18 protein-coding genes and 1 pseudogene are annotated in these 21,438 nt (G+C 67.7%); 12 read left to right on the top strand and 7 right to left on the bottom strand.

What is annotated here, in order from left to right; genetic code table 11:
- Positions 1-22: 22 nt before the first annotated feature.
- Genes ACXKZF_RS04195 through ACXKZF_RS04205 form a run of 3 tightly spaced genes read left to right on the top strand, consistent with a single transcriptional unit; the run spans position 23 to position 2,971 of the window.
- Complete coding sequence (locus ACXKZF_RS04195) at positions 23-691, top strand: response regulator (protein ID WP_488985477.1); 669 nt, start codon at positions 23-25, stop codon at positions 689-691.
- Complete coding sequence (locus ACXKZF_RS04200) at positions 684-1,940, top strand: sensor histidine kinase (protein ID WP_488985478.1); 1,257 nt, start codon at positions 684-686, stop codon at positions 1,938-1,940. The genes ACXKZF_RS04195 and ACXKZF_RS04200 overlap by 8 nt, the downstream gene beginning before the upstream one ends.
- Positions 1,937-2,971, top strand: coding sequence for a hypothetical protein (locus ACXKZF_RS04205; protein WP_488985479.1), 1,035 nt, complete (start codon positions 1,937-1,939; stop codon positions 2,969-2,971). Before ACXKZF_RS04200 ends, ACXKZF_RS04205 begins: the two co-directional genes overlap by 4 nt.
- A gap of 347 nt (positions 2,972-3,318) precedes the next feature.
- On the opposite strand, the gene ACXKZF_RS04210 is transcribed toward ACXKZF_RS04205, so the two are convergent.
- Complete coding sequence (locus ACXKZF_RS04210; protein WP_055958494.1) at positions 3,319-3,555, bottom strand: acyl-CoA carboxylase subunit epsilon; 237 nt, start codon at positions 3,553-3,555, stop codon at positions 3,319-3,321.
- Positions 3,552-5,141 (bottom strand): acyl-CoA carboxylase subunit beta, encoded by a 1,590-nt coding sequence (locus ACXKZF_RS04215; protein WP_055958492.1) that lies wholly within the window; start codon positions 5,139-5,141, stop codon positions 3,552-3,554. Before ACXKZF_RS04215 ends, ACXKZF_RS04210 begins: the two co-directional genes overlap by 4 nt.
- A gap of 158 nt (positions 5,142-5,299) precedes the next feature.
- Between ACXKZF_RS04215 and ACXKZF_RS04220 the strand changes: the two genes are divergently transcribed.
- The 6 genes from ACXKZF_RS04220 (at position 5,300) to ACXKZF_RS04245 (ending at position 11,124) form a co-directional block, all read left to right on the top strand.
- Positions 5,300-6,082 (top strand): biotin--[acetyl-CoA-carboxylase] ligase, encoded by a 783-nt coding sequence (locus tag ACXKZF_RS04220; RefSeq protein ID WP_488985480.1) that lies wholly within the window; start codon positions 5,300-5,302, stop codon positions 6,080-6,082.
- A gap of 65 nt (positions 6,083-6,147) precedes the next feature.
- The gene (locus tag ACXKZF_RS04225) at positions 6,148-6,702 is read left to right on the top strand and encodes a PH domain-containing protein (protein WP_488985481.1); all 555 of its coding nucleotides are present in this window, start codon (positions 6,148-6,150) and stop codon (positions 6,700-6,702) included.
- Between the two features lie 165 nt (positions 6,703-6,867).
- Complete coding sequence (locus ACXKZF_RS04230) at positions 6,868-8,001, top strand: 5-(carboxyamino)imidazole ribonucleotide synthase (RefSeq protein ID WP_488985482.1); 1,134 nt, start codon at positions 6,868-6,870, stop codon at positions 7,999-8,001.
- Between the two features lie 101 nt (positions 8,002-8,102).
- Positions 8,103-8,570 carry a 5-(carboxyamino)imidazole ribonucleotide mutase gene (purE, locus tag ACXKZF_RS04235; protein WP_488985966.1) on the top strand — a complete coding sequence of 156 codons (468 nt, stop codon included), beginning with the start codon at positions 8,103-8,105 and terminating at the stop codon, positions 8,568-8,570.
- Positions 8,567-10,024 (top strand): LCP family protein, encoded by a 1,458-nt coding sequence (locus tag ACXKZF_RS04240; RefSeq protein WP_488985483.1) that lies wholly within the window; start codon positions 8,567-8,569, stop codon positions 10,022-10,024. Before purE ends, ACXKZF_RS04240 begins: the two co-directional genes overlap by 4 nt.
- Complete coding sequence (locus tag ACXKZF_RS04245) at positions 10,021-11,124, top strand: glycosyltransferase (RefSeq protein ID WP_488985484.1); 1,104 nt, start codon at positions 10,021-10,023, stop codon at positions 11,122-11,124. Before ACXKZF_RS04240 ends, ACXKZF_RS04245 begins: the two co-directional genes overlap by 4 nt.
- Before the next feature lie 92 nt (positions 11,125-11,216).
- On the opposite strand, the pseudogene ACXKZF_RS04250 reads toward ACXKZF_RS04245, so the two are convergent.
- Both ACXKZF_RS04250 and ACXKZF_RS04255 read right to left on the bottom strand, forming a co-directional pair.
- Positions 11,217-11,801, bottom strand: a pseudogene (locus tag ACXKZF_RS04250) (ABC transporter ATP-binding protein); the annotation flags it as partial.
- 145 nt (positions 11,802-11,946) lie between these two features.
- Positions 11,947-12,813: an ABC transporter permease gene (locus ACXKZF_RS04255; RefSeq protein ID WP_314451086.1), complete on the bottom strand. Its 867-nt coding sequence runs from the start codon at positions 12,811-12,813 to the stop codon at positions 11,947-11,949.
- Positions 12,814-12,979: 166 nt separating this feature from the next.
- On the opposite strand from ACXKZF_RS04255, the gene ACXKZF_RS04260 reads away from it, so the two are divergent.
- Positions 12,980-14,668 carry a glycosyltransferase gene (locus ACXKZF_RS04260; RefSeq protein WP_314451088.1) on the top strand — a complete coding sequence of 563 codons (1,689 nt, stop codon included), beginning with the start codon at positions 12,980-12,982 and terminating at the stop codon, positions 14,666-14,668.
- Positions 14,662-15,576: a glycosyltransferase family 2 protein gene (locus ACXKZF_RS04265; RefSeq protein ID WP_488985485.1), complete on the top strand. Its 915-nt coding sequence runs from the start codon at positions 14,662-14,664 to the stop codon at positions 15,574-15,576. The genes ACXKZF_RS04260 and ACXKZF_RS04265 overlap by 7 nt, the downstream gene beginning before the upstream one ends.
- A gap of 67 nt (positions 15,577-15,643) precedes the next feature.
- Here the strand turns inward: ACXKZF_RS04265 and ACXKZF_RS04270 are convergent, their stop codons facing one another.
- The 3 genes from ACXKZF_RS04270 to rfbA are packed head-to-tail and all read right to left on the bottom strand — an operon-like array spanning position 15,644 to position 18,925.
- On the bottom strand, positions 15,644-17,053 hold the full coding sequence (locus ACXKZF_RS04270) for a sugar nucleotide-binding protein (RefSeq protein ID WP_488985486.1): 1,410 nt from the start codon (positions 17,051-17,053) through the stop codon (positions 15,644-15,646).
- A 4-nt stretch (positions 17,054-17,057) separates the two neighbouring features.
- Positions 17,058-18,056 carry a dTDP-glucose 4,6-dehydratase gene (rfbB, locus tag ACXKZF_RS04275; RefSeq protein WP_488985487.1) on the bottom strand — a complete coding sequence of 333 codons (999 nt, stop codon included), beginning with the start codon at positions 18,054-18,056 and terminating at the stop codon, positions 17,058-17,060.
- Positions 18,056-18,925, bottom strand: a complete 870-nt coding sequence (gene rfbA, locus ACXKZF_RS04280; protein WP_488985488.1) for a glucose-1-phosphate thymidylyltransferase RfbA — start codon at positions 18,923-18,925, stop codon at positions 18,056-18,058. Before rfbA ends, rfbB begins: the two co-directional genes overlap by 1 nt.
- Positions 18,926-19,060: 135 nt before the next feature.
- Between rfbA and ACXKZF_RS04285 the strand changes: the two genes are divergently transcribed.
- Entirely contained in the window at positions 19,061-21,424 is a 2,364-nt protein-coding gene (locus ACXKZF_RS04285; RefSeq protein ID WP_488985489.1) for a hypothetical protein, read from the top strand.
- The last annotated feature ends 14 nt before the right edge of the window (positions 21,425-21,438 follow it).

Below are 21,438 nucleotides of genomic sequence, written 5' to 3' on the forward strand. Positions count from 1 at the left end.
GCGGCGTGGATACGATGTGGCAATGACCAAAGTCGCCCTCATCGATGATCACGAGTCGGTTCGGCTCGGACTGGAGGCGGCCCTCGCGCGCACCGCGTCGACCGAGGTCGTCTTCTCGGGCGCCAACGTCGCCGCTTATCTCACCTGGCGGCACGCGGCCGTGGTGTCGCCGGCCGATGTCGTCGTTCTCGATCTGACCCTCGGTGACGGCACGACCGTGTCGGAGAACGTCGACCGCGTCGTCCGCGACGGGTCGAGCGTCATCATCCACAGCGTCGCCGACCGTCCGGCGGCCGTGCGCGAAGCGCTCGCCGCGGGGGCGGCGGGCATCGTCAGCAAATCGTCGCCGACGCACGAGGTGCTCGGCGCCATCGTCGCCGTCGCGCGCGGCGAGCTCATCGACAACGTCGAGTGGGCCAGCGCCGTGGAGGGCGATCGCGAGTTCGCCGATGCCCAGCTCTCGGCCCGCGAGCGCGAGGTGCTGCGGCTGTACGCCGCGGGTCTTCCGCTGAAGGCCGTGGCCGAGCGGCTCGGCGTGGCCTACTCCACCGCCAAAGAGAACATCACGCGGGTGAGGGTGAAATACGTCGAGGTGGGAAGGCCCGCCCCCACGAAGGTCGATCTGCTTCGACGCGCGATGGAAGACGGCATCCTGCGCGACGCTCCCGACGGCGCCGCGCCGCATGCCTGAGTTCCAGAGGGCGGTTCTCGACGAGGCGTGGGGGCGCATCCCCCACACGCGTGAGACGCAGGCAGACCAGGGCTCCTTCACACAGACGCGCATCGAGCGGGTCATCACGCTGATCGTCGGATCCGGGTCGCTCGTCCTCGGGGCGCAGGCACTGGCTGCGGCTCTGGGGTCGCCCGACGAGGCGGCCGACTGGCACGTGCCGCTCGTCGTCGCCGTCTTCGTGCCACTGACGGCGATGATCCTGGCGTGTCTTCTCGGCCGGTTCACGAGGGTCTTCGCGGGAATCTTCGCGGTCGTGTTCGTCGTGGTCCTCGCGGTCTGGCCGTGGGCGACGGCTGGCGGGCCCGCTCCGGCGCCCACCCAGGATCCGTGGGTGTTCTTCCTCGTGAACGTGGCGACCGTCGCCAGCATCGTCGCGTTCCCGATCGGCCTTCAGGTCGCGTGGACGGTCGCGACTCCCGTCCTTTACGGTGTCGTCCGGCTGCTGCAGGCGGGGGACGATGCGGATTTCGTCGTGCCGGTGGCGCTCGACGCCTCTTTCGCGCTCATCCTCGGCAGCGTCCTGCTCACGCTCGGCTGGATGTACCGTTCCGTCGCCGCGAACGTCGACCAGGCGCGCGCGGCCGCCGTCTCCAGCTACGCCTCCGCCGCGGCGACGGCGGCGACGGAGTCCGAGCGGGTGGCGGTGGCCGCCCTCATGCACGACAGCGTGCTGGGCGCGCTGCTCGCGGCCGAACGTGCGTCGACCCCCCGCGAGCGCACGCTCGCCGTCAGCATGGCGCGCGAGGCGCTCACCCGTCTGGCCAACGCCGAGAAGGACGCCCTGGAGGGAAGCGACGAGCCCGTCCCCGCCTCGCGCCTCGCCGACGACATCGAGGCGGCCGCCCGCGAGCTGGGGGTGCAGCTGAGCGTCATCCGTCAGCTCGACGACGACACCCCGCGCGTGCCCGGACGCGTGGCGCGCGCGCTCGTGCTCGCCGCGCTCCAGGCCGTCGCCAACGCCGTCCAGCACGCCGACGCGCAGGGCCTGACGGTGCAGGTGACCGGCTCGGCATCGCCGGGCGGGGTGGTTCTACGAGTGCGCGACACCGGACCGGGTTTCGACGTCACCTCGGTCGCGCCCGACCGCCTCGGCATCCGCGGGTCGATCCACGCCCGCCTCGCCGCGGTGGGTGGGCGCAGCGACATCGACTCGCACGCGGGAGGCACCACGGTGACCCTCGAATGGGAGAGCGGGGACCGCTGGTGACCGTCCGCGCCATCCTGTCGTGCCTCGGCGTCGCCCTCACCGCGTATCTCGCCGCCCGTGGGCTCATCTGGACCTCCCCCGAGACGGTGGTGCACGGCTGGCTGATCGTCGCCGCCCTCGTGGTCTATCTGCCGGTGACGCTGTTGTGGATCTTCGCCCTCGGTGTCCGTGACCGCCCGAGGTCGGCTCCGGCCGCAGCCCCCCCGCGCGCGCCGGCGTGGCAGGTCGGGCTGGCACTGGTCGTCGCGGTCTTCGTCTCGAACGCGACGTTCCTCGCCGTCACCGAAGAAGGGCGCACCGAGCCCTTCGTGACGTGGGTCATCGGAGCGATCGGCGCCCTCATGATGATCGTCATGGCGCGCCGACGGCCCGTCGCCGCCTGGACCGGCATCGCTGTGCTCACGCTGTCGACATCGGTGTGGCTCGGACCCCTGCAGGCGATGAGTCTCGGCCTCATCGGTTCGATCGTGTGGGTGGCCGCGGCGCAGTTGGTGGTCTTCGCACTGGATCGGGCGGCGAGGGATGCCGAGCGCCTCGCCGAACTCCAGCAGGCGGCCTCCGCGTGGCAGGCGTCGCAGAGCGGGCGGCAGCGCGAGCGTCGCCTGCATGTGCAGCGGGCTCTGCAGACGGCGGGCCCGGTCCTGTCGCGCACCATCGAGACCGGCGGCAATCTGCGTCCCTCCGACAAGGAGGCGGCGCGCCGAGCCGAGGCCCGTCTACGCGACGAGTTGCGTGGCAACCGCCTGCTCGACGACGAGGTGCGCGCCGAGATCGATGCCGCGCGGTGCCGCGGCGCGGCCATCAGCCTGTTCGACGAGGGCGGTCTGGACGGCCTCGGTGCGCGCGAGCTCGCCGAGGTCCGGCGGGAACTCGCCAGCATCCTGCGTGAGTCGGTGTCCGAGCGCGTGATCATCCGCACGTCTCCCGACGAGCAGATCGTGGTCACCGTCGTGGGGCGCTCCCGCGGCGAGGCCGCGACCGACGACGACGACAACGTCGATCTCTGGCGCGAGATCAGCCGTCCGCGCTGACCCGCGGCGATGGCCGCGGCCGTGCCTACCACCCGCGGCGGTGGCCGTGCCTGCCACCCGCGACCGTGCCTGCCACCCGCGACCGTGCCTGCAACCCGCACCCGCGGCCATACCCGCGGCCCTGCCTGTCGGCCCACCCGGCTCACGCCTCGAAGAAGATGAGGGGTGAGGGGCGGCGATACGCCGGCCCCTCACCCCTAGCGAACGGCTACCCGAAAACCGCCCGCAAGGCCGGATCCGGCTCGAAGAGCGGACCGACCGAACGCATGATGCGTTCCAGCTCCTCCAGTATTCGCGTCGCGCGTCCCGTCGTCTGTAGGTATTTCGGGGGACACGATGCGGGGGCCTCAGCCGGTGAAGCCGTTCCAGCCCGCCGCACGGTTCAGCGGCTCCCGCAGACCGCGGGCGTGGAGTTCCCACCGCGAACGGACGACGTCGTCGGTGACGGTCGCGCTCGCGGCCTCGCGGGCGTACTCCTCGCTGACCACGACGATCGCGGCGGCCAGCTCCTCTTCGGTGGGCGCGCCGCGCACCACTTCCACCACGACCGGCGCGTTCTCCCGGGCGTCATCGGCGACGGTCACAGCGGGATGTTCCCGTGCTTCTTGGCGGGCATGCTCGCGCGCTTGTTGCGCAGAGCCCGCAGGGCCTTCGCGATCGACACCCGCGTCTGCGCCGGCTCGATGATCCCGTCGAGTTCGCCGCGCTCGGCCGCCAGGAACGGGGATGCCACGTTGTACGTGTACTCGTTGGCGAGGCGCGTGCGCACGGCCGCAACGTCTTCGCCGGCCTCTTCGGCGCGCTTGATCTCGCCACGGTAGAGGATGTTCACCGCACCCTGACCGCCCATGACGGCGATCTCGGCGGTGGGCCAGGCGAGGTTGATGTCTGCGCCGAGCTGCTTGGAGCCCATGACGATGTACGCCCCGCCGTAGGCCTTCCGAAGGATCACGGTGACCAGGGGCACGGTGGCCTCGGCGTACGCGTAGAGCAGCTTCGCACCGCGGCGGATGACGCCGGTCCACTCCTGGTCGGTGCCGGGCAGGTAGCCGGGCACGTCGACGAGGGTGACGATGGGGATCGAGAACGCGTCGCAGAACCGCACGAAGCGGCTGGCCTTCTCGCCCGCGTCGATGTTGAGTGTTCCGGCCATCTGCGAGGGCTGGTTGGCGATGACGCCGACGGTGCGCCCCTCGATGCGGCCGAAGCCGATCACGATGTTCGGCGCGAAGAGCGGCTGCACCTCGAGGAACTCCCCGGCATCCACGATCCCGTCGATGACGGTGTGGATGTCGTAGGGCTGGTTCGGGGAGTCCGGGATGACGGTGTTCAGCGAACGGTCCGCGTCGGTCGTCTCGAACTCGAAGGGGGTGTCGTAGACGGGGATCTCGGCGAGGTTGTTGTCGGGAAGGTACCCGATGAGTCCGCGCGCGTAGTCGATCGCGTCGTCCTCGTCGTCGGCGAGGTAGTGCGCCACGCCCGAGCGGGTGTTGTGCGTGTGCGCGCCGCCGAGCTCTTCCATGCCGACGTCCTCGCCGGTGACGGTCTTGATCACGTCGGGACCGGTGACGAACATCTGACTGGTCTTGTCGACCATGATGACGAAGTCGGTCAGGGCGGGGGAGTACACCGCACCACCCGCGGCCGGGCCCATGATGATCGAGATCTGCGGGATGACGCCCGATGCGGCGGTGTTCAGACGGAAGATCTCGCCGTACTTGCCGAGGGCGACCACGCCCTCCTGGATGCGCGCGCCACCGGAGTCGAGGATGCCGATGATCGGGATGCCACTGCGCAGCGCCAGCTCCATCACCTTGATGATCTTGTCGCCGGCGACCTCGCCGAGCGAGCCGCCGAAGGTCGAGAAGTCCTGCGCGTACACCGCGACGGTGCGGCCGTGGATGGTGCCGGTGCCCGTGACGACGGAGTCGCCGTAGGGGCGCGACTTGTCCATGCCGAAAGCCGTGGTGCGATGGCGCACGTACTCGTCGAGTTCGACGAACGAGCCCGGGTCGACCAGCATCTCGAGCCGCTCACGGGCGGTGAGCTTGCCCTTCGCGTGCTGCTTGGTGCGGGCGGCGGTTTCGGCGTCGACGACCGCCTCCTGGAACCTGTTGCGCAGGTCCGCGATCTTGCCGGCGGTCGTGTAGAGATCGGGCTGGTCGGTCACCCTTCCCACCCTAGCGACCGCGCCGTCACCCACGTTGGAGGGTGCCCACAAGTCAAAGCTGCAGAGGCTGTGGCATCCGGCCAGCGTCACCGGTATGCGTTGGAGACGATCCGGGCAAGTGGATGCCACGGCCCCCGACCGTTCCTTAGGGTGTGGACATGCCGATCCCCGCCGCCGGATACCCGCGCACCGCCGCCCACAGCCCCCGTGTCCAGGTGGTCGAGACCACCGACTCCACCAACGCCGACGTCGTCGCGGCGGTCGTCACCGACCCCGCCGGGTGGCCGCACCTTTCGCTGCTGGTCACCGACGACCAGCGCGCCGGCCGCGGACGCCTCGACCGCACGTGGACCGCCCCGGCCGGTACGGCGCTCGCCGTCTCGGTCGTCGTCGACGCCGCGATGATCCCGCCCGCCCAGCGCGGGTGGATCCCGCTCGCCGCGGGCGCCGCGATGACCCGCGCGGTGCGGCACCAGCTGACCGGCCACGGCGCGACGGCGGAGCTGAAGTGGCCGAACGACGTGCTCGTCGACGGTGGCAAGATCTGCGGCATCCTCGCCGAGGTCGTGCCCGGCGACGTGGACATCGTGGTGGTGGGGGCGGGGGTGAACACCCGCATGAGCCGCGCCGACCTGCCGGTGACCACGGCGACGTCGTTCGCCGCGATCGGTGTCGAGTGCGACGACGACCGGCTGCTCGCCGACTTCGTCGACGACTTCGGCAAGACCCTCGCCCGCCTGGCCCACGACGACGTGGAGCGCGTGCACCGCGAGATCGAGAAGCTCTGCGCCACCGTCGGCCGCGAGGTCTCGGTGTCGCTTCCCGACGGGTCGACGCTGCAGGGCACGGCCGCCCGACTCGATGCCGACGGCCGCCTCGTGGTGGGGGTGGGCACGATCGAATCGGTGGTGTCGGCCGGAGACGTGGTGCACGTGCGCTGAGGCGCCGCACCTCGACCTCCGCGTGGCACCGGGCCTCGGCCCGCATCACGCCGCACAATGGAGGCGTGAGTCAGCCCTCGACCCCGCTCGGACGCCCGCGCATGCCGGCGCCGGGAGCGGCCGCGCCGGAGCTGCGCATCGTGCGGCTGCGGTCGCACGCGCGGCGCCTGTTCTGGTCGGCGCTCGTGCTGATCGGTGCGGCGGGGGCGACGGCCTATTTCTACGACAATCTCCCGACACCGTACGAGAATTGGATGCTGCTGACGACGGCGGGCGTGCTCGTGCTGCTGCTCGTCGTGGTCCCCTTCTTCCTCTGGCTGTCGCGCACATGGACGATTACCACGAGGCGCGTGATCGAGCGCTCAGGGCCCTTCGGCGCGAACCGCCGTGAGATCTCGCACGTGCGCGGCTACGCGATCCAGTTGCGTCGCGGCATCCTGCAGCGGATGTGGGGCGCGGGAACGCTGACGCTGTCCAACGGCGTGGAGCCGGCGCTGCGACTGAAGAACGTCCCGAACGCGGTCCTCGTGCACGAGACCCTCGTCGATCAGGTCGAGGTGAACCAGATCCTGGCCCATCGCGACTCGCAGACCTTCGGCTCGGGGTCCGTCGGCCCCTGACCCACGGGTCGCGGTCCCTTCGCCGGCCGCAGGGGAGCGCGCCGGGGGGCTCGGGCGGACGTGGCTGAGCCCGTCGTCGACGCCGCCGGGGCTCACGGCATCCGGAGACCCGGCTCGCGTGCCCGAGGGAGGCCCGACAGAATGGATGCCGACGGAAGGAGCGGCATGGCGCTGCGAGTCGGAGTGGTCGGTGGCGGACAGCTGGCGCGGATGATGATCGCGCCCGCCGTCGAGTTGGGCATCGAGATCCGCGTCCTCGCGGAAGACGAGGGGATGTCGGCAGCGCTCGCCGCCACCGCCGTCGGCGACTACCGCGATGCCGACACCGTGCTGGCCTTCGCCCGTGACGTCGACGTGATCACCTTCGACCACGAGCACGTGCCGCAGGACGTGCTGACCGCCCTCATCGACGCGGGCGTCGCCGTGCACCCCGGTCCTGCCCCCCTCGGGGTCGCACAGGACAAGCTCGTCATGCGTGCGCGGATGGCCGAGCTCGGCCTGCCGCAACCCGACTGGGCGGCCGTGACCGACGCCGCCGAGCTGCAGGACTTCCTCGCGGCCCACGGCGGTCGCGCCGTGGTGAAGACCCCGCGCGGCGGCTACGACGGCAAGGGCGTGCGCGTCGTGTCGGCGGCGACCGAGGCCGACGACTGGTTCGCCGCCCTCGCCGAAGACGCAGGCGGCGGGGCGCTGCTGGCGGAGGAGCTCGTGGACTTCAGCCGTGAGCTCGCGCAGCAGGTGGCGCGCCGCACGTCGGGAGACGTGCGGGCTTACCCGGTGGTCGAGACCGTGCAGCGCGGGGGAGTGTGCGCCGAGGTCATCGCCCCGGCTCCTCGCGCCGACGAGCGCGTGCAACGCGTCGCCGCCGAGATCGGGGTGGCCGTGGCAGAAGGACTCGGTGTCACCGGCATGCTCGCGGTGGAGCTGTTCGAGACGACCGACCAGCGCATCCTCATCAACGAGCTCGCCATGCGTCCGCACAACAGCGGTCATTGGACGCAGGACGGGGCCGTCACCAGCCAGTTCGAGCAGCACCTGCGCGCCGTCCTCGACCTACCCCTCGGCTCGACGGATGCCGTCGCCCCGTGGGCGGTCATGATCAACGTGCTGGGCGGTCCCGCCGAGGGCGGTCTCGAGGAGCGATTCGCCGCGGCGATGGCCGCTCACCCGTCGGCCAAGGTCCACACCTACGGCAAGGCGCCGCGTCCCGGGCGCAAGGTGGGGCACGTCAACGTCGTCGGCGACGATCTCGACCAGATCGTCTACGAGGCGCGGGGCGCGGCTTCGTTCTTCGACTGATCGTGTCGCGTGCCGTTCCGCGATCTTCCAGCGAGCGCGCCTAGCCTGGACCGGTGACCCGGCCGCTGCATTCTTCCGAGACGCCCGTGGTCGGCGTCGTCATGGGCTCCGACTCCGATTGGCGCGTGATGAGCGACGCCTCCCAGGTCCTGACGGAGTTCGGCATCCCCCACGAGGTCGAGGTGGTCTCCGCACATCGCACCCCCGACAAGCTCGTGCGCTACGGCCGTGAAGCACGCGCCCGAGGGCTACGCGCGATCATCGCCGGCGCCGGCGGTGCAGCGCACCTGCCGGGCATGCTCGCATCCGTCACCGCCCTCCCGGTGATCGGCGTACCCGTCCAGCTGGCGACACTCGACGGTCTGGACTCGCTGTTGAGCATCGTGCAGATGCCCGCCGGCATCCCGGTCGCCACGGTCTCGATCAACGGCGCGAAGAACGCGGGGCTCCTCGCCGCTCGCATCCTGGGCAGCGCCGACCCCGAGCTCGCCGACAGCGTGGAGACGTACGCGAAAGACCTGGAGTCGCAGGTCGAGGAGAAGAACCGACGACTCAAGGACTCCCTGTGACGCTCACCGCCGCTCGGCCCGGCGCGCCGGCCCGAGCCATCGAGTCGCGGCCGCTGCGCAACCCCGACGCCGCCTCGTCCGAGGTCATGACGCGTCGCGGCTGGTGGCTCGTCGCGCTCAACTTCCTGATACCCGGGTCGGCGCAGGTGCTGGCCGGCAGTCGACGGCTCGGACGCATCGGCCTGGGTGCCACGTTGGCGATGTGGACCCTTCTCGCCCTCGGCGCCCTGGGGGCGCTGCTGTGGCCGACGGTGCTCTTCACGGTGGTGACCGGGTCGTTCTTCCCCGACTTCCTGTCGGCGCTCCGGCCACTCCCGTTGACGCTCGTGCAGATCGCGCTGTTCGCCTACATCGTGTTGTGGATCGTGCTCACCATCGACACGCTTCGGCTCGTGCGTCTGGTGCGCGTCGGGCCGCTGGCGAGGGTCGCCATGGCGATCGTGGCCGTGGGTCTGCTGGTGCTCTCCGGCTCCGGGGCCGCCTATGCCGCGCAGATCGCAGGGAGCACGCGCGACGCCCTGTCGTCGCTCTTCACCCAGTCGGGGCCGATCGTGCCGCCGTCCGACGGGTACTACAACATCCTCCTCCTCGGCGCTGACTCCGGTGAGGGACGCGATTCGATGCGCTTCGACAGCATCTCGGTCGTGTCGGTCAACGCCGACACCGGCGCGACGACCATCACTGGCATCCCGCGCGACATGCCCCACTTCCCGTTCGCGCCCGGGCCGATGCAAGACAGGTATCCCGACGGTCACCAGGGGTACGCCGATCCCACCTGCGGGTGGGGGAGCGGCGTCAATCAGCTCCGCACCGAGGTCGAGGTCTGCCAGGACGGCAACGCGCTCTACCCCGACGCCGAAGCGAACGGCTCCGAGCCGGGTATCGAGGCGACGAAGGATGCCGCGGAGGGCATCCTCGGCATCCAGATCCCGTACTACGTGCTCATCGACATGAAGGGCTTCGCCGACGTGATCGACGCCCTCGGCGGCGTGGACATCACGGTGCAGGAGCGTCTGCCCAAGGGCGGGCCCGCCTACGACGGGCAGCCCGTCGACGACTGGGCGTTCGGGTGGATCGAGCCCGGCGCGCAGAAGATGGACGGCGACACCGCCCAGTGGTACGCCCGGTCGCGCTACACCACGAGCGACTTCGACCGCATGCGCCGCCAGCGAGAGCTGCAGGAGGCGATCCTCGCCCAGTTCACGCCGCAGAACGTGCTGACGCGGTTCCAGCAGGTCGCAGAGTCCAGCACGAACATCGTCCAGACCGACCTGCCGCAGGGCCTGATCGCGCCCACGCTGGTCGATCTCGCTCTGAAGGCGAAGGATCAGCCCATCAACACCCTCGAGCTCACCCCCGAGGGTGGCGTCGACGAGTACGACCCGGACTACGCCCAGGTGCAGCAGATGGTGCGCGACGCCCTGCACCCGGCGACCGAGGAGCCGGCACCGTGACCGTGACCCTGCGCGTGGTGCTCGACCAGCTCGTCTCACCGACCTCCCCCGATCTCGCCGAGGCATCGGCCTCGCTCACCGAGGCCCTCATCGCCACAGCTCCCCGCGGGTGCGACGTCTCGGCGATCGTCCCCGCCCCGGGCATCCCCGACGGCGCCGCCCTGGCCGGGCTCAGCTCCGAGACGCGGCTGGCCGTGCGCCGCCGCGAGCTCGCGGCATCCTGGCAGCTCGGCGTCACCCCCGGCATCGGCAAGGGCCTGATCCACTCGCCGACGGCGCTCGCCCCGCTCGTGCGCCATGACCGCGTCAACGAGACGCATCAGATCGTGGTCACCCTGTGGGAGCTGCGGGCGTGGGAGACGCCCGAAGAGTTGCCGAAGGCTGAGATCCTCGCGTGCCGCGCCCTGCTCGCCCGCATCACCAAGCACGCCGACGCGGTCATCGTGCCCACGCACGCCATGGCCGAGCGTCTGGCGGAGCTGGCCAAGAGCAAGCTGTCGAAGAAGGTGCGCGTGATCGGGGGCGCTCCCGCCGCCGGGATGCGCGTGCCCTCGGACGCCGTGGGGCGTTTGCGCGCGCTCGACCTGCCGTCGTCGTTCGTCGCGCTCGCCGGCGGGTCGGCGGCATCCGACGCTCTCGCCGCGGCTTTCGCCGCGGTCGTCGCCGCGGGCTGGGACGGCGACGTGGTCGTTCTCGACGTGCCCGAGGGGGAAGAGCCCGCCGTCGCCGACATCGCCGCCGCGGCCGGCCTCGCCGAGGCGCGCGTGCACAGCCGCGGCTTCCTCGACCGGTGGGATCGAGCCGCCGTGCTCTCTCACGCCGCTGCGTTCATCGCGGCGTGCGGGCGCACCGACTGGCCGTGGCGCGCTGTAGACGCCCTCGCCGTCGGGGTGCCGATCGTCGCGGTCGACACCCCCGTGCATCGGGAGGTCCTCGCGGATGCCGCAGCCTACGCCGAGCCTGCCGAACTCGGCGGGGCGCTGTCGCGTGCGCTCGGAGAGGATGCCGACCGACTCAGGGTGCTGGCCGGCGATCGGGCAAAGGGCTTCGCCTGGAATGCCGCCGCCGAGCGGGTGTGGGCGTTGCACGCGGAGCTGTGACGGCTGCCGCGGCGGGTCAGGACCATCACACGGAGCTGAGGCTCGATCGCCTTCCGACGGCGCAACGACCTCTCACCACGGGCGCGGCTTTGTCAGCCGCGCATGAGTTCGACCGCGCGAACGCTGTCGCCGTCGAAGGCCACGTTCCCGTCGCGCAACAGGATTCCCCGCCCGCACAGACGCGACACCATGTCGAGGTCGTGGCTCACGACGACGAGGGTCTTGCCGGCATCGTGCAACTGGCGGATTCGAGCCAGACACTTCTGCTGGAACGGCTCGTCGCCGACAGAAAGAATCTCATCGATCAACAACACGTCCACCTCGGTGTGAATGGCGACCGAGAATGCCAGACGGAGGAACATCCCTGAGGAGTAGTGCTTCACCTCGGTGTCAATGAACTTCTCGATCTCGCTGAATGCGACGATGTCGTCGAAGCGCTCCTCGGTCTCTTTTTTCGTCATACCGAGAATGGCCGCGTTGAGGAAGATGTTCTCTCGGCCCGACAGGTCGGGGTGAAAGCCCGCTCCCACCTCGATCAGTCCGGCTACCCGCCCCCGTGTGCGTACGGCTCCGCTGTCAGGGCTGAGGACGCCCGAGATGAGCTTGAGCATCGTAGATTTACCGGACCCGTTGAAGCCGAGTAGGGCGACGGCTTCGCCCCGCGCGATGGAGAATGACACACCGTCGAGCGCGTGGAAATCCGTGGTGAGAGGCTTGCGGCGGATGGCCGCGAGAAATGTCTCTTTGATGCTGTGAGTGTGACGGAGTTTGAAGTCTTTGTGGACGTCGTCTACCACGACACTCGGCTCCGTCGCGATGTGATCAGAGGTCCTGGGCAAAGCGCCCCTCCAGTCGGCGGAAGACGAGCTGTCCTACGAAAAGGAAGGACAGCGAGATCGCCACGGCGATCGCGGAGAATTCCAACAGGCCTGGAAGTAGCTGACCGCCCTCAGGGTTCAGTGGATACCAGATGCCGTAGTGGAACAGTTCGACGGCGACCGTCAGCGGGTTCAGCCGGTAGAGCACGAAGAGCCAGTCAGGAACCTTCTCGGCCACCATCTCCCACTGGTACATCACCGGCGACGCCCAGACGGCGCACATCACGATGATCTCGACGAAACTCTGCGCGTCGCGGAAGGTGACATTGACTGCGCCGAACAAAAGGCCCAGGCCCGTCGCCAGCAGGGCGATGATGGCGAGGGCGAGGAGAAGAGCACCGATCTGCAGCAGCGACGGGGCCCATCCGAAGAACACGGCGATGATGACGACGACGATGATCTGCGGCAGGGTGTTGACAGCCGCGATGAGCATGCTCGACACGGGGAACATCTCACGCGGCAGGTAGATCTTCTTGATGAGCGCCGCGTTGTCGATGAGTGAGCGGGTGCCGTTCGAGAACGCTTCGTTGAAGAAGGTGATGATCGTGTTGCCAGCGAGGAGGTAGATGGGGAAGAACTCCACGCGGGCGTTCATGCCGAGGAAGACACCGATGGCGAGGAAGAAGACGACGAACTGAACGAGCGGCTTCACGTAGGACCACAGCCACCCAAGGACCGAACCGCGGTAACGGATCTGTACTTCCTTGCGGACGATGAGCGACAACAGGTAGCGCCGGCGGAAGACATCCAGAAGACCGACGCTTCCACCCGGCTGCGTCAGGGCAGCGGGATCGGGTGACAGGCGGGGCATTGCCCTCCTTGAGGCAGTGGGTGGGAGCCGGCGCGGCGAGAGCCCGATCGCGGGTGCGCGGCGAGGCCGACATCGATCCTAACCGGTCGCCCCTCAGGGAGTCCCCCATGAAGATTGCTAGGATCACCGGGTAACCCTCCCGCACTCAGGAAGAGCTCTCCTCGCCGTGAAACTTGAAAGCGTCTTGGGCCAGAACGCCCTGTTCACGTTGACGGATGACTCTCATATTCCCCCCGGGCTGACGGAGCGCGAGAGACGACTCCTCGTGGGTGCTCTGAATTTTCATGCGCTCACCGCTCCCGGGCGCGAGCTCGAAGCCCACCTCTACGACGGCACGTGGGAGCTCGAACCACGCACCACCGATGATGCGACCTTCGACGGGTTGTCGCGCATCTTCCGTCGACGTAACTACAGTCTGCGGTTCCGCAGCACGGTTCCCGAGGAGGACCGCCGGCACATCGCCGCCGAGGCCGACGCGGACGCCCTCATCGACCTGCCGCAGCGTCACCTCTACGTGTCGAGCGACGCTGTGCTCGATTACGACCCCCCTCGTCATCTAGCCCGCGACCCGTTGCGTCGAGTCCTCCGTGCCGTGCGCGCACGCACGCCCCTGTTGTACGACGAGTTGCGCGACCTCGAACTGTTGCGCCATCGCCGCAGTTACACGCGCAGGGCGGAACGTCGTCGTTACGACGAAGAATTCACGGCCTCGGGCGCGCACCAGAAGAGCGAGATCGTGCCCGTGGGACCGGCAGTCGACGGAGCCATCCCGGCCGTGCTCATCGGCATTCACTGGTTCGAGCTGGGTGGCGCGGAGCGGTGGGCTTTTGAGACCATCCGGCTCGTTCGTGAAGCAGGATTCCTCCCCATCGTCATGAGCAATCGCGACTCTCATCAGCCGTGGATCACGCGTGCCGAGGCCGACGGGGCGCTCATCATCCCCTTCTCCGAGCACATCTCCCGCTCCCAGACGCCCGGCGTCGAGCAGTTGCTCCGCGCTCTGTTCCGCAACTTCGACGTCCGAGGCGTGGTGGTGCACCACAACCAATGGCTGTACGACCGTCTTCACTGGATCCGCCGGTCGCGTCCCGAAATCCCGATCGTCGACTCCACCCACGTGATCGAGTACCGCGGAGGCGGTTTCCCGATCTCCAGCGTCATGGTCGAAGACGTGATCACCACGCATCACGTCATCTCGCCCTCGTTGAAAGATTGGATGACGAAGGTGCAGCGCGTCGCCGCGTCGAAGGTTGTCATGGCTCCACTGGGCGGGCTCACGGTCGTGCCGCGTGATTCGGCCTTCCGCCCGCTCACGTCTGACCGCAGATTCACCGTGACCTTCGTGGGCCGCACAGCCCGCCAGAAAGCGCCGGAAGTGTTCGTCGAGATGGTCAACCGTCTCGGCGCAGACGGCAACGCAATGCGATTCATCCTCCACGGAGACGGCGATATGTCTACCTGGATCGACGACATCATCCGCAACGAGGGACTCGTCGAACGCATCGAGCGTCGAAGCTCGCGTGTGCCGGTCGACGACACCTTGGCCGAGACTGACCTACTCGTCGTGACCTCGCACAATGAAGGTCTAACCCTCACGACGCTGGAGGCGATCTCACATGGCGTTCCGGTCATCTCGACCGATGTGGGTGCACAGTCCGACATCATCCCCTCGCGGGGGCTCGTTCCGCGGAACGTCCACCTCGCGGTCGCGGGACTAGCCGACAAGGTGAGGTGGCTCGCCAGCGATGAAACTGCTCGTGAGCATCTATGGCGCGACGAGCGAGAAGCAGAGCGGCGGCTCCTTGCCGCACAGACAGCGAGCAGCTGGTTCGCACAGGAGGTGGGCTCATGGTGACGGTCGCCGCAGTCGTGGTCACGTTCAATAGGCTCGAGAAACTGAAGACCGTTCTGCAATCTCTCGAGGCGCAGACGTACCCGCTCCAGAAGATCTTCGTCATCGACAATGCGTCGACAGACGGCACCGCGGCTTACCTCCTCGAGCGCGAGTGGCAGGTTCCGTTCGAAGTCGTTTCCATGACGAAAAATTCGGGCGGCGCCGGAGGGTTCGCGGAGGGGATGCTCCGCGGATACGCGTCGGGTGCGGATCATGTGTGGATCATGGACGACGACTGCTACCCCCAGCCGGACGCGCTCGGTGCGCTTGTGCGCGGCTTCGAAGCGTCAGTCTCCGAGCTTGGCGGCGACGTACCGTTCGCGTGCTCCGTCGTGGAGTTCGTAGATGGCAGCATTTGCGAGATGAACAACCCGGTACCCACGTGGGATTGGGGACGGTTGCTTGTCAAGGGGCAGGACAACGTGATGGTCACCGCCTGCTCGTTCGTCAGCGTGCTCATCCCCCGCTGGGCCATTGCCGAGTACGGCCTGCCGTATCGCGACTACTTCATCTGGTTCGATGACCGTGAGTACACCCTCCGTCTGACACGCCGCTGCCCTGGCGTGCAGGTGATGGACAGCGTCGTCGTCCACGACATGGGGGAGAACCGTGGCGTCAATTTCGGCATGGTCGATGCGAAGAGCATCTGGAAGTTCGCCTACGGCGTTCGCAACGAGGCGTCCTACCAGCTTCACCACAAGGGACTGCTGTACTTCCTCGAGTTCGGAGCCCGCCTCTTCGTGAGCCTGCACCGCGGCCGGGTTGCACTCCCGCTCCGAGCAAAGCTGATGGGGCGCCTGTTCGCGGGGATCGGCTTCAACCCCAAGATCGAGTTCCCCGAGCCGCGCCGGGAGGGTGCCGCGGTCTGACGACACTCTGCCGGCGAACCGGTTTCAGACCGGAGGGGGTGAACTCGCCACCCGGTCTGAAACCGGTTCACGACTGCAGATAGGACCGAAGTGCGACTGCTCCGTCGACGGGTGTGAACCCGGTGGCCCGGATCTTGCGCAGATCCAGGCCACTGTTCTCAGGACGCGGGGAGATGACCCGGCTCGTGTCGCGGAAGTATTCAGCGGTGGATGTGTCGCGGACGAGCGACGGGTCGGCACCCACCGTCTCGAAAACGACACGCGCGACGTCAGCCCAGGTCATAACCGCACCCTCGCTGGAGAGGTTGTACGTGCCGAACGGAGCCCGCACCTCGAGGAGATGCGAGATCGCCGCGGCAATATCGTGCGCGAAGGTGAGGCGACCGCGCTGGTCATCGACCACGCGCGGGGCGACCCCGCGTCCGGCCAGTTCCGCCATCGTCCTGACGAAGTTACGGCCGCTACCCACGACCCAGCTCGCGCGCACGATGTAATGACGCGGCGCCGTTGCGGCAGCAATATCGCCCGCCGCCTTGGACTGCCCGTAGACGCCCAGCGGGCTGAATGTCGCGTCTTCGGCGTAGAGGCCGGGGGCGGTGCCGTCGAAAACGTAGTCGCTGGAAATGTGGACGAGGGTAATGCCGTTCTGCGCAGCTATCGCGGCGAGACGAGCGACGCCCGTTGCATTCGCGTCCCACGCCAGCGCGCGTCCTTCCGTCGTTTCGGCGTCGTCGACGGCGGTGTAAGCCGCTGCGTTCACGATCACTGTGTATTCGCGCCAAGGGCGTGCCGTAGCCAGGCCCGGATCGGCGAGGTCGATGTCTTGTCGCGTCGCATACTCGATGGTCGGGCCGTCGCCCCACTCCGCGTGTAGCGCCTGACCGACCTGGCCGTTCGCGCCCAGCACGAGGGTGCGCCGAGGGGGCATCGGCGTGACATCTGCAAGCCGCGGATGATCCAGGTCTTTCGCGCTTATCTCCGCCTCAGATAGGGCGATGGGCCAGTCGATCGCCGCTGTTTCATCCGCCAGGTTCAGGAAGGTGTAGGCGGCCTCCGGCGACCAGTGGTCAGTGACGAGGTAGGTATAGGCGGTGTCGGGGTCGAGGGTCTGGTAGGAGTTGCCGACCCCCCGTGGGACGAAGACCGCACGGGCCGCGTCGATGACCGTTGTGAAGGTCGCGCCGAACGTCGGCCCTTCTCTCAGATCGACCCAGGCGGCGAAGACCCGGCCCGTCGCGACCGAGACGAACTTATCCCACGGCTCAGCGTGGATGCCGCGAGTGGTGCCAACCGCGTCGTTGAAGGAGATGTTGTTCTGGACGGGACGGAAGTCGTCGACCCCGAGGGCCGTCATCTTGGCGCGCTGCCAGTTCTCTTTGAACCAACCGCGAGCATCGCCGTGGACGGGAAGGTCCACTACGACGAGGCCTGGGATGCCAGTACGTGAGACCTGCAACTCTGTTGCGAACTCGACCACGGTGTCACTGGCCCCGGGCGGCGTAGAACGCCTCGACGCCGTCCTTGTCAGCTGCCCACCAGGCTTCATTGTCGCGGTACCACTGAATGGTCTCGCGCAAGCCTGACTCGAAGTCACCGTAGCGCGGCATCCACCCCAGCTCGGTGCGCAGCTTTGAGCTGTCGATCGCGTAGCGAAGGTCGTGGCCCGCTCGATCGGTGACGTGGTCGTAGGCGTCAGCGGCCTCTCCCATCAGAGACAGGATGAGCTCGACGACGTCCTTGTTGTTCTTCTCGCCGTCGGCGCCGATGAGGTAAGTCTCACCGGTACGACCCGACTCCAGGATTCGCAGGACTGCGCTGGAGTGGTCGTCGGCATGGATCCAGTCGCGAACGTTTTGGCCCGCCCCGTAAAGCTTGGGACGGATGCCGCGGATGACGTTCGTTATCTGGCGCGGGATGAACTTCTCCACGTGCTGGTACGGACCGTAGTTGTTGGAGCAGTTAGAAAGGGTGGCCTCGAGCCCGAACGAACGCACCCACGCGCGCACGAGGAGGTCGGACCCGGCCTTCGTCGACGAGTACGGCGACGAGGGGTTGTACGGTGTCGACTCGGTGAACCGCTCCGGGTCATCGAGCTCGAGGTCACCGTAGACCTCATCGGTCGAGATGTGATGGAACCGCACCTTCCGGCGCCGCGCCGCCTCGATGAGCGTGTACGTGCCGATGATGTTCGTGTGGAGGAAGGGCGAAGGGTCGTGAAGGCTGTTGTCGTTGTGCGACTCGGCGGCGTAGTGCACCACTGCATCCGCTTCGGAGAGAACGCCGTCGACGACGTCCGGATCGGCGATGTCGCCTTCGACGAGGGTGACGCGATCACTCGGGAGGTCTGCGAGAGAAGCACGGTTTCCTGCGTAGGTGAGCTTGTCGAGCACAACGACCGTGTGGTCGGTGTGCTCGACCAAGTAGTGCACGAAATTGGAGCCGATGAAACCGGCGCCTCCGGTGACGACGATGCGAGACATCAGCGACCCCTTCCTAGGATCTCCAGCAGATAGGACCCGTAGCCCGACTTCGTGAGCTTCTCGGCTCGCGCTCGCAGCTCTTCGTCGTTCAGGAAACCCTGACGCCATGCGACCTCTTCGGGCACTCCGATGCGGAGGCCCGTGCGACGCTCGATGGTGCGCACGTAGTCGGCGGCATCGGTCATCTGATCAAACGTCCCGGTGTCGAGCCACGCAGTCCCGCGGGGGAGCACCTCAACCTGGAGCGATCCGCGCGACAAGTACTCCTTGTTGACGTCGGTGATCTCGTACTCACCGCGAGGCGAAGGAGCGAGGTTCCGCGCGATCTCCACCACGTCGTTGTCGTAGAAGTACAGACCCGGAACCGCGTAGTTGCTCTTCGGGGCTGCAGGCTTCTCTTCTAGCGAAATGGCGCGACCGTCACGGTCGAACTCCACGACCCCATAGGCGGAGGGTTCGGCCACCCAATAGGCGAAGACCGCGCCACCGTCCACATCGGCGTAGCGCTTGAGCTGCGTGCCGAGGCCGGGCCCATAGAGCAGGTTGTCGCCCAAGACGAGGGCGACCTTGTCGTCGCCGATGAAGTCCGCGCCCAGGGTGAAAGCCTGCGCTAGCCCGTCGGGTGACGGCTGCTGCGCGAACGTGAGCGAGACGCCGAATTGCGATCCGTCGCCGAGCAGTCGTTCGAAGAACGGCGCATCGTGAGGGGTGGTGATGATGAGGATGTCCCGGATGCCAGCGAGCATGAGCGTGGACAATGGGTAGTACACCATCGGCTTGTCGTATACCGGTATGAGCTGTTTGGAAACGCCGAGAGTAATCGGGTGCAGACGCGTCCCGGATCCACCGGCCAAAATGATGCCCTTCACGTCACCATTGTGTCAGGGATGTTCTCCTGTGCCGAACCGCCCGGGCGGCGATCGCACGCATCCGGAAGCGGGTGAAGCTCGCAGACGCTCGCATCGCTGGTCAACGGCGACGGCTTCCGGCACACTGGTGGCCTCATGCATATCCACCGCGGGTTCACGAAAGCGTCCGTGCGGGCCGTCTCACTCGGTCTCACCCTTGTCACGCTCATTGCCACTGCGCTCGTCGTGCCTCCGCCGCAGACCGCCTCTGCCGCTGTGGGCAACACCATGCTGTCGGCCGACCTCTCGTTCTTCCGACCCGGAAACATCATCTCCAACGAAGTCTTCTTCGACAGTGCGACGATGACGACGCAGCAGGTCGACACATTCTTCAGGTCCAAGGTCGGATCGTGTCAGGACGGGTCGACGTGCCTCAAGGACTTCCGCCAAAGCACAACGGATCGCGCCGCCGATGACTACTGTTCCGCTTATCGCGGCGCCGTCAACGAAAGCGCGTCAGAGATCGTGACGAAGGTGGCAGGTTCGTGCGCGATCAACCCGCAGGTGCTGATCGTGATGCTCCAGAAGGAGCAGGGCCTGGTCACCGACCGGGCGCCCGGAACGAGTCAGTTCCTGAAGGCGATGGGGCAGGGATGCCCCGACACCGCAGCCTGCGATAGCAAGTATCTGGGCTTCTTCAACCAGGTGTACGGCGCTGCCCGCCAGATGCAGATCTATTCGGAGAACCGCTACTTCACCTACTATCAGCCCGGCAAGACCTGGAACGTCCGGTACGACACCGAGGTGTCGTGCGGCACCAGCCCCGTCTACATCGAGAACCAGGCGACGGCGAATCTGTACTATTACACCCCGTATCAGCCGAACGCCGCGTCGTTGCGCGCCGGATACGGTGAGGGCGACGGGTGCTCGAGCTACGGCAATCGGAATTTCTACAATTACTTCACGGACTGGTTCGGCAGCACGCAGGTAGCCCGCCTCACATTGGTGAAGCTTGCGACGGATGCCACCGTCTGGATGATCAACAATGGGCGCCGATGGCATGTCGCGAACGGTGAGGACTACGGCGAGTTGGCGCGCATCTTCGGCGCGGCGTCGATCGTGCCGGGCTCCTACATCACCGCTGCTCAGTACTCCGGCGACACCGGAGCGATCCTGCGGGACGCCATCAGCGGGGAGATCTCGCTTCTGCAGGAGGGACAACGTCACCGTCTTGTCAGCTGCGAGACGGTGGCCGACATGGGGGGCTCGTGCGCTGCGCCCGTCGACGTGGCACCCGCTCTCATCAATCGCGCCCCAGCTGGCCCGGCGGTCGGCGACTTCTTCCGTGTACGCGGTGGAGACGCCTGGGGCCGTTTCGAAGGCGGGCGCGAGGTGACGCCGCTGTACAACGTGGCGGCTGCTCGGGCGATGGTCGGGGACGTACGCAGCACTCCCTACGCCCCCTACTTGAACAGCGATGTCTACGCCGCTTCACCCAAGAGGTCGCTGCGATTCGCCCCCGCCCAACTCGTGCGTTCCTCCGACAACCCGCAGGTGTACCTGACCTTGGACTTCGACAAGATCGTCCGGGTTCCAAGCTGGGACAGCGTCGCCGACTACAACCGCGGTCCTGGCGATCTCGCCGTGGTGCCGGCATCCGGTCTATCCGGGTACACGGCGGTCGGGACGGTCTCGCCGCTCCTCGCCTGCGCTCAGACGACCTACCTGCCGTCCGAGGGCTGGTTGACCCGCATCTCCGATCCGTCGCGCACGGGGGTGACCCCGATGACCGGCTCGAACGACACGTGCGCTCAATTCTCCGTCCGCCCTGGTGCGATCGTGGGAGATGTGGCAGTGAAAACCGCCGACGACGCCGAAGTGGCCGTCATGGAGGGTGGGGCGCTGCGACCTGCGCTCACGTGGTCGGCTTTGCTGGCGCACAACGGGGGCGCAGCCCCTACGGTCACCACGCTGGCTGGCGGCATTCGCAAGTCGCTGCCGGCGGGTGCGCCGATCGTAACCGGCTTGGTCGTGAAGTCCACCTCGTCGCCGGAGCTGTTCTGGGGCGGCGACAAACTTCGATCATGGATCCCGACCGTCGGACTCGCCCAAGACCTCGGCATCGTCCTGGACTACCGCACTCTCCCCGACGCTCAGGCGGCGTCCCTGTCGAAGGGCGCACCCATGACCTCGTGGATCCGCTGCGCGGACATGCTCTACTTCGGCGCGGAGAAACGTTTGTGGCCGGTCTCCGCTGACGCCGCACGAGGTTTCGTCCCGACTGACCTCGAGGCGGGTGCGTGTGGTGCGTTGGGTCGTGAGTCGACGCCCGCGCTCGGCCTGGTCGCTATGAAGGTCGCGGGAACCCCGGACGTGTTCATCGCCCGCGACGGCGCCCTTCGGCGCGTCACATCATGGAGTGCCCTCGTCGCGCTCAACGGCGGCACGGCACCGCGCGTCTTCACGATCTCGCGCGAGGCTGCAGCGGCGATGCCCAGCGGTGCCCCGATATCCGGTTAGCGTGCCACTCCGAC

Source organism: Microbacterium sp. ABR10 (assembly GCF_057812175.1).

What these genes read in the sequence shown, in the direction of transcription:
- ACXKZF_RS04195 (WP_488985477.1), top strand. Translation starts at nt 23, where the DNA reads ATGACCAAAGTCGCCCTCATCGATGATCACGAGTCGGTTCGGCTCGGA.
- ACXKZF_RS04200 (WP_488985478.1), top strand. Translation starts at nt 684, where the DNA reads ATGCCTGAGTTCCAGAGGGCGGTTCTCGACGAGGCGTGGGGGCGCATC.
- ACXKZF_RS04220 (WP_488985480.1), top strand. Translation starts at nt 5,300, where the DNA reads ATGCCGATCCCCGCCGCCGGATACCCGCGCACCGCCGCCCACAGCCCC.
- ACXKZF_RS04230 (WP_488985482.1), top strand. Translation starts at nt 6,868, where the DNA reads ATGGCGCTGCGAGTCGGAGTGGTCGGTGGCGGACAGCTGGCGCGGATG.
- purE (WP_488985966.1), top strand. Translation starts at nt 8,103, where the DNA reads ATGGGCTCCGACTCCGATTGGCGCGTGATGAGCGACGCCTCCCAGGTC.
- ACXKZF_RS04255 (WP_314451086.1), bottom strand. Translation starts at nt 12,813, where the DNA reads ATGCCCCGCCTGTCACCCGATCCCGCTGCCCTGACGCAGCCGGGTGGA.
- ACXKZF_RS04265 (WP_488985485.1), top strand. Translation starts at nt 14,662, where the DNA reads ATGGTGACGGTCGCCGCAGTCGTGGTCACGTTCAATAGGCTCGAGAAA.
- rfbB (WP_488985487.1), bottom strand. Translation starts at nt 18,056, where the DNA reads ATGTCTCGCATCGTCGTCACCGGAGGCGCCGGTTTCATCGGCTCCAAT.
- ACXKZF_RS04285 (WP_488985489.1), top strand. Translation starts at nt 19,061, where the DNA reads ATGCATATCCACCGCGGGTTCACGAAAGCGTCCGTGCGGGCCGTCTCA.